This is a genomic window from Xanthomonas cannabis pv. cannabis (assembly GCF_000802365.1).
GTDB lineage: Bacteria > Pseudomonadota > Gammaproteobacteria > Xanthomonadales > Xanthomonadaceae > Xanthomonas > Xanthomonas cannabis.
Window position 1 is genome coordinate 21310 of record NZ_JSZE01000065.1, and the last position, 6824, is coordinate 28133.

Annotated in this window: 5 protein-coding genes and 1 other RNA gene; 5 read left to right on the forward strand and 1 reads right to left on the reverse strand. The window is 66.5% G+C overall.

Annotated elements, in window-relative coordinates:
• Positions 1 to 209: 209 nt before the first annotated feature.
• The 3 genes from OZ10_RS20655 (at position 210) to OZ10_RS12295 (ending at position 4609) form a co-directional block, all read left to right on the forward strand.
• Positions 210 to 285: non-coding RNA, sX9 sRNA (locus OZ10_RS20655), on the forward strand.
• A gap of 18 nt (positions 286 to 303) precedes the next feature.
• A complete protein-coding gene (locus tag OZ10_RS12290; protein ID WP_068873839.1) occupies positions 304 to 2493 on the forward strand; it encodes a S9 family peptidase in 2190 nt (729 codons plus the stop codon).
• Positions 2494 to 2818: 325 nt separating this feature from the next.
• Positions 2819 to 4609 carry a DUF885 domain-containing protein gene (locus OZ10_RS12295; protein WP_039406360.1) on the forward strand — a complete coding sequence of 597 codons (1791 nt, stop codon included), beginning with the start codon at positions 2819 to 2821 and terminating at the stop codon, positions 4607 to 4609.
• 116 nt (positions 4610 to 4725) lie between these two features.
• Here OZ10_RS12295 and OZ10_RS12300 read toward each other — a convergent pair whose 3' ends face one another.
• The gene (locus OZ10_RS12300; protein WP_039406355.1) at positions 4726 to 5181 is read right to left on the reverse strand and encodes a hypothetical protein; all 456 of its coding nucleotides are present in this window, start codon (positions 5179 to 5181) and stop codon (positions 4726 to 4728) included.
• A gap of 250 nt (positions 5182 to 5431) precedes the next feature.
• Here OZ10_RS12300 and OZ10_RS12305 point away from each other — a divergent pair, with 250 nt between their 5' ends.
• Both OZ10_RS12305 and hemB read left to right on the forward strand, forming a co-directional pair.
• A complete protein-coding gene (locus OZ10_RS12305; RefSeq protein ID WP_179456633.1) occupies positions 5432 to 5674 on the forward strand; it encodes a hypothetical protein in 243 nt (80 codons plus the stop codon).
• Positions 5675 to 5762: 88 nt separating this feature from the next.
• Positions 5763 to 6758 (forward strand): porphobilinogen synthase, encoded by a 996-nt coding sequence (gene hemB, locus OZ10_RS12310; RefSeq protein ID WP_039406350.1) that lies wholly within the window; start codon positions 5763 to 5765, stop codon positions 6756 to 6758.
• The last annotated feature ends 66 nt before the right edge of the window (positions 6759 to 6824 follow it).

Consider the following 6824-nt stretch of genomic DNA (forward strand, 5'->3'; position numbering starts at 1 on the left):
CGCGACCCGGCCTAGACACCACCGACCATCCTCCATAAATACCCGTCGCCACGAACGCGCACGCCCGCCACGCTTCTCAAACACCGCACGCACCCGCATCCTGTGCGCAGTCTTCAGACAGGATCTTAAATGCGCGCCCCATCCGCCGACCTTGCCCTCATGCAGACTGTGCCGCCATCAGACCAACGCGGCCGCTGCTCGGAATCGGCATGGACTCCTCGTACGCTGCGGTTCCTGCGCGCCGTCCACACCCGTCTGTTGACTGCCGGTTACGTGTTGTTAGCCGCTCTTATCACCATCCCCATGGCCCACGCCGAAAAACTCACCCTGGAGGCCATCACCGGCCCGTTGCCGCTTTCCGGCCCGACGCTGATGAAGCCCAAGGTGGCGCCCGATGGCTCGCGGGTGACCTTCCTGCGCGGCAAGGACAGTGACCGCAATCAGCTGGATCTGTGGGAATACGACATCGCCAGCGGCCAGACCCGCCTGCTGGTCGATTCCAAGGTCGTGCTGCCCGGCACCGAGACCTTGAGCGATGTCGAAAAGGCCCGGCGCGAGCGCCAACGCATCGCCGCATTGACCGGCATCGTCGATTACCAATGGGCCCCGGATGCGCAGGCGTTGCTGTTCCCGCTCGGCGGCGAGCTGTATCTGTATGACCTGCGCAAGACCGGTGCGGCCGCGGTGCGCAAGCTCACCCATGGCGAAGGTTTCACCACCGATGCCAAGCTCTCGCCCAAGGGCGGCTTCGTCAGCTTCGTACGCGAGCGCAATCTGTGGGTGATCGACCTGGCCAGCGGCAAGCCATTGCAGCTCACCCACGACGGCAGCGAGACCATCGGCAATGGCGTGGCCGAATTCGTTGCCGACGAAGAAATGGATCGCCACACCGGCTACTGGTGGGCACCGGACGATTCGGCCATTGCCTTCGCGCGTATCGACGAAGCGCAGGTGCCGGTGCAAAAGCGCCCGGAAGTGTATGCCGACCACACCGAAGTCATCAGCCAGCGTTATCCGCAGGCCGGCCAGCCGAATGTGGCGGTGCAACTGGGCGTCATCGCCCCACGTCCCGGCGCGACACCGCGCTGGATCGACCTGGGCAAGAATCCGGATATCTATCTGGCACGGGTGGACTGGCGCGACGCGCAGCGGCTGACCTTCCAGCGCCAGTCGCGCGACCAGAAAACCCTGGAGCTGATCGAAACCACACTGGCCAGCGGCGCGCAGCGCACGCTCATCACCGAGACCTCGCCGACCTGGATCCCGCTCACCAACGACCTGCGTTTCCTCAAGGACGGCCGCTTTCTCTGGAACTCCGAACGCAGCGGGTACGAGCACCTCTACCTTGCCTCCGAAGACGGCCGCACGCTGACGCCGCTGACCTCCGGCGCCTGGGTGGTCGATGCCTTGCTCGCCGTCGATGAGCAGGCCGGCACGGTGTACTTTTCCGCCAGCAAGCAGTCGCCGACCCAGACCCAGGTCTACGCGGTACCCCTGGCCGGTGGCGCGATCGAAAAGCGCTCCAGGACCAACGGCACGCACATAGCCACGTTCGCCAGTAATGCCAGCGTGTATGTCGACACCTGGTCCAACACCACCACGCCGCCGCAGATCGAACTATTCCGGGCCAATGGCGAAAAAATCGCCACCTTGCTCACCAATGATCTTGCCGATCCGCAGCATCCGTATGCCCGCTACCGCGACGCGCAGCGCCCGGTGGAGTTCGGCACGCTGACTGCCGCCGACGGCAAGACGCCGTTGCAGTACCGCCTCACCAAGCCAGACCATTTCGATCCGGCCAAGCGCTACCCGGTCATCGTCTATGTCTACGGCGGCCCGGCCGCGCAGACCGTGCTCGATGCCTGGCCCGGCCGTGGCGATGCCTTGTTCGATCAATACCTGGCCCAGCGCGGTTACGTGGTGTTTTCGCTGGATAACCGCGGCACCCCACGGCGCGGGCGTGACTTCGGTGGCGCGCTGTACGGCAGGCAGGGCACCGTCGAGGTGGACGATCAATTGCAAGGCGTGGCCTGGCTCAAGCGCCAGCCCTGGGTGGATGCCAGGCGGATCGGCGTGCAGGGCTGGTCCAACGGCGGTTACATGACCTTGATGCTGCTGGCCAAGCACAGCGATGCGTATGCCTGCGGCGTGGCCGGCGCACCGGTCACCGACTGGGGCCTGTACGACACCCATTACACCGAGCGCTACATGGACCTGCCGGCCGGCAATGCCAACGGATATCGCGACGCACGCATCGCCACCCATCTGGACGGCCTGCGCGCCAGGCTGCTGCTGATCCACGGCATGGCCGACGACAACGTGCTGTTCACCAACTCCACCGTGCTGATGAGCGAGCTGCAGCAACGTGGCACTGCGTTCGAGCTGATGACCTATCCCGGTGCGAAGCACAGTGTTTCAGGTGCCACTGCACTGCATCGTTACAAGACCGCCGAAGCGTTTTTGCAGCGCTGTTTGATGCCGGTGCACGACTAGGCGCGGCGCACGAAACGTCGCGAGCGGTTGTCAGCTCGGCGTGCGCGGCGTCCAGGAACCGGAGCATCCGCGTGTTGCGCCCCGACGTCGCGCGCCAACGTTGGACGGCGGGGCTCGCGCGGAGGGCCGAGTGCAGGTGGATGCCACGCGCAGGCATGGCCGTCGGGGCCGATCAGCACTGGCGTCCGCGGCACTCAAGGCGACCCGGTCGATGTGTTGCCAGCCGCAGCATCGCTACGGTGGCCCGCCTGCCATGACCAAAGGCAGATTGCCGCGGTCGCTGCAGATGGGTAGGGTCGCGCTACTCAACTTGCGGATCCGCCTCATGAAGCCACTCGTTCTCGCCGTCGCGCTGGCGCTCGGTTCCTCGTTGCCACTGCAGGCACAGACCAGCAAGGCAGCGCCGACCCAGCCGGCCAGCCCGGCCTGGGTGCAGACCAGCAACGGCTATGCGCAGATCCTGCTCAACGCGCAGGCGCCGTTCCAGCCCGAATACGCCAGCTTCTTCGGCGTGCCTGGCTACGACGATCAGGTCGTCGACCTGGGCCCGGACAACGCTGCGCGCTATCGCGATGCGATGCAAAAGGCGCGCGCCACGCTGCAGGCCAAGCTGGCCACCGAGCGCGATGCCAACGTGCGCCAGGACCTGCAGATCATGATCGGCGCGGCCGCGCAGAACATCGAAGGCAGCGAGCTCAACGAGCGGTATCTGTTGCCCTGGAGCGATGCCCCTGAGGCGGTCTTCAGTGGCCTCAATGGCCTGCTGTCCGACCAGACCGTGCCCGAACGCCGCGCCAAGGCGCTGGACCGCCTCAAGCGTTATGTCGGCCTGGTGCCGGGCAGCACGCCCACCACCACGCTGGCGCGCCAGCGCTACGAGGAAAAGCTGGGCAACACCGCGCTGCTGCAGCCCACCCAGCGCGAAGTGGAGCAGGCGCTGGCCAATGTGGACACCTACGTCGCCGGTATCGGCGAATTGTTCGCCAAGTACAAGATCGCCGGTGCCGACGAAGCGCTCAAGGCCATGTCCACCCAGCTCAAGGACTATGCCGCCTGGACCCGCACCACCGTGCTGCCCAAGGCGCGCAAGGACACCCGCCTGCCCGAGCCGCTGTACGCCTTCCAGCTCAAGCAGGTCGGCATCGACATCGCCCCGCAGCAGTTGATCCAGCGCGCGCAACTGGAATTCATGGAAACCCGCTCGGCCATGCGCCAGCTGGCGCCGCTGGTGGCCAAGGCCAAGGGCGTGCAGGGCAGCGATTACGTGCAGGTGATCCGTGCGCTCAAGGGCAACAAGATCGCCGACGACCAGCTGGAAACCCACTACCGCGGCGTGATCGACCAGATCGACCCGATCATCCGCCAGCAGCGCATCGTCGATGTGCCCAACCGCCCGATGCAGATGCGCCTGGGCAGCGCCGCCGAAAGCGCCGCGCAGCCGGCGCCGCATTTCCTGCCGGCACCGCTGATCGGCAACACCGGCCAGCAGGGCCAGTTCGTGCTGCCGCTGGGCAACCCGACTGCCGATGGCGCCAAGAAGGAACAGTACGACGACTTCAACTTCGGCTCGGCGGCCTGGACGCTCAGCGCGCATGAAGGCCGCCCCGGCCACGAACTGCAGTTCACCGCCATGGTCGAACGTGGCATCTCGCTGGCGCGCAGCCTGTTCGCCTTCAACTCGGTCAACGTCGAGGGCTGGGCGCTGTATGCCGAAGCCGAAATGGTGCCGTACGAACCCATCGACGGGCAGCTGATCGCCCTGCAGTTCCGCCTGCTGCGCGCCGCCCGCGCCATGCTCGATCCGATGCTCAACCTGGGCCTGATCGACCGCGAACGCGCGCGCCAGGTGCTGGAAGACGACGTCGGCCTCTCACCGGCCATGACCCGGCAGGAACTGGACCGCTACACCGTCCGCGCGCCCGGCCAGGCCGGCAGTTACTTCTACGGCTACACCCGCATCCTCGAACTGCGCATGCGCACCGAACTGGCACTGGGCAAGAAGTTCGACCGCCTGGCCTTCAACAATTTCCTGCTCGACCAGGGCTTGTTGCCGCCGGACCAACTGGCCAAGGCGGTGGAGACGCAGTTCATTCCCGCGCAGCAACGCAAGCGCTAAGCAGTCCGCCGCAGCGTAAAAGAGACTGCGTAAAAAGCCTGGGGCGCGATGGAGCTGGAATCAGCCAACCATCGCGCCCCGTTGCATTGAACACTCTCGAATTTCCTGGGGCCGCCTCAGCGTGTTGACGGCGGCATCTCCGGTGCAGCGCGCTGCTGCGCCCCCGCAGGCACCCAGATCGCCATGCCAGCCGCGCGCTTTTGCGTAGTCGGGATACCGATGCCCAGCCCGCCACCGACGCGGCCGCCGTAGCTGCCGCCGCCGACCGACAGGCCGCCGCCGGAGCGCTCCGAGCCCACCCCGACGATGACCACGCCGTTCGCGCCGAGCTTGGCCGCTTCGCGCTTGAGGCGTTCCACGGCGGCATCGGTCTGGCCCTGGGTGCCGAAGCCGGCGGCGCTGGTGGATTCGAGCTGGGCGATCTCCACCGAGCCGACCGGGGCGTTGGAATACACCTGCACCTGCGCGGGGTCGATCGGCGCGCGGGCCTGGCCCAGCATCACCTTGGAGCTGCTGGCGCAGCCGGCCAGCAGCAGGGCCAGCGTGGCGCCGATGACGATGTGCTTGTTCATGCAATAGCCCCCTGTTGACGACAGTGACAGCGATGATCCGGTGGCCGAACTGAAGAGTGGCTAACAACACGGCGCGGGCGGCCGTGGTGCGAGTGGTTCCGAAGTGCACCGGAGTTTGACGCACCCTAGCCACGCCCATGTGAGGCTGCCGCCAAGCCGCCATTGGTCAGGGTGACCACCCGCCCACGGCGTCTTGGCAGGCGCACCGTTAAGCTGCGCCTTTCTTCGACGGACGAGGTGGCACGTGGGACTGATCAGCTTGCTCTGGGGCATTGTGGCGCTGCTGTGGATGGTGCTGGCCTTCATCCCGCTGCTGGGGTGGGGCAACTGGTTCCTGATTCCGTTCGCGGCGGTCGGCGCCATCATCGCGGCGATCGCGTTGTTGTTCACCTCGGCAGGCAACCGTGGGCGGGCCAAGACCGGCCTGCTGCTCAACGGCCTGGTGATCGTGGTCGGGGTGATCCGCCTGAGCCTGGGCGGCGGGGTGATCTAAGCCGTTGCAGCGCTGCGACAGTGCGTCGCAGCGCGTCTGCGGCAAGGCGGCGGGCGTAGACTTGTGGGCTGTCTCCAGGAGCCTTGTCATGGCCCATCCGCACTATCGCCCCCGCCGCATGCGCCACGACGCGTTTTCGCGTCGGTTGATGCGCGAAAACACGCTGACCACCGATGACCTGATCTGGCCGGTGTTCGTGCACGAGTTGCCCGGCCGCGCGCCGATCGCCTCGATGCCGGGCGTGGAGCGGCTGTCGCTGGACGAGTTGCTGCGCGAGGCAGAGAACGCCCTGGAACTGGGCATCCCGGTGATCGATCTGTTTCCGGTGATCGACCCGGCCGGCAAGAGCCTGGACGCGGCCGAAGCCTGGAACCCGGACGGCCTGGCGCAGCGCGCGGTACGTGCGCTCAAGTCGCGCTTCCCCGAGCTGGGCGTCATGACCGACGTGGCGCTGGACCCGTACACCACGCACGGGCAGGACGGCATCATCGATCACAAGGGCTATGTGCTCAACGAGATCACCGTGGAGGCGCTGGTCAAGCAATCGCTGTCGCATGCGCAGGCCGGTGTGGACATCATTTCGCCCTCGGACATGATGGACGGCCGCATCGGTGCGATCCGCCGCGCGCTGGATGCCGACGCGCATCTCAACGTGCGCATCATGGCGTATTCGGCCAAGTACGCCTCGGCGTTCTATGGCCCGTTCCGCGATGCGGTGGGCAGCGCCGGCAATCTGGGCAAGGCCGACAAGACCACCTACCAGATGGACCCGGCCAACGGCGACGAGGCGCTGCGCGAGATCGCGCTGGATCTGGAAGAGGGTGCGGACATGGTGATGGTCAAGCCGGGCATGCCGTATCTGGATGTGGTGCGCCGGGTGAAGGACGAATTCCGCGTGCCGACCTTCGCGTATCAGGTCAGCGGCGAGTACGCCATGCTCAAGGCGGCGGCGGCCAACGGCTGGCTGGACGAGCGCAAGTGCGTGCTGGAAGCGCTGATGGCCTTCAAGCGCGCCGGTGCCGATGGCGTGCTGACCTATTTCGCCCCGCAAGTGGCGCGTTGGTTGCGCGAAGACGCACGCTGACCCGGACGGCGCGGCTGCGCCACAGCGACGCAGCCGCGCGCGCTGAACGTCCCGAACGTCTTGCGG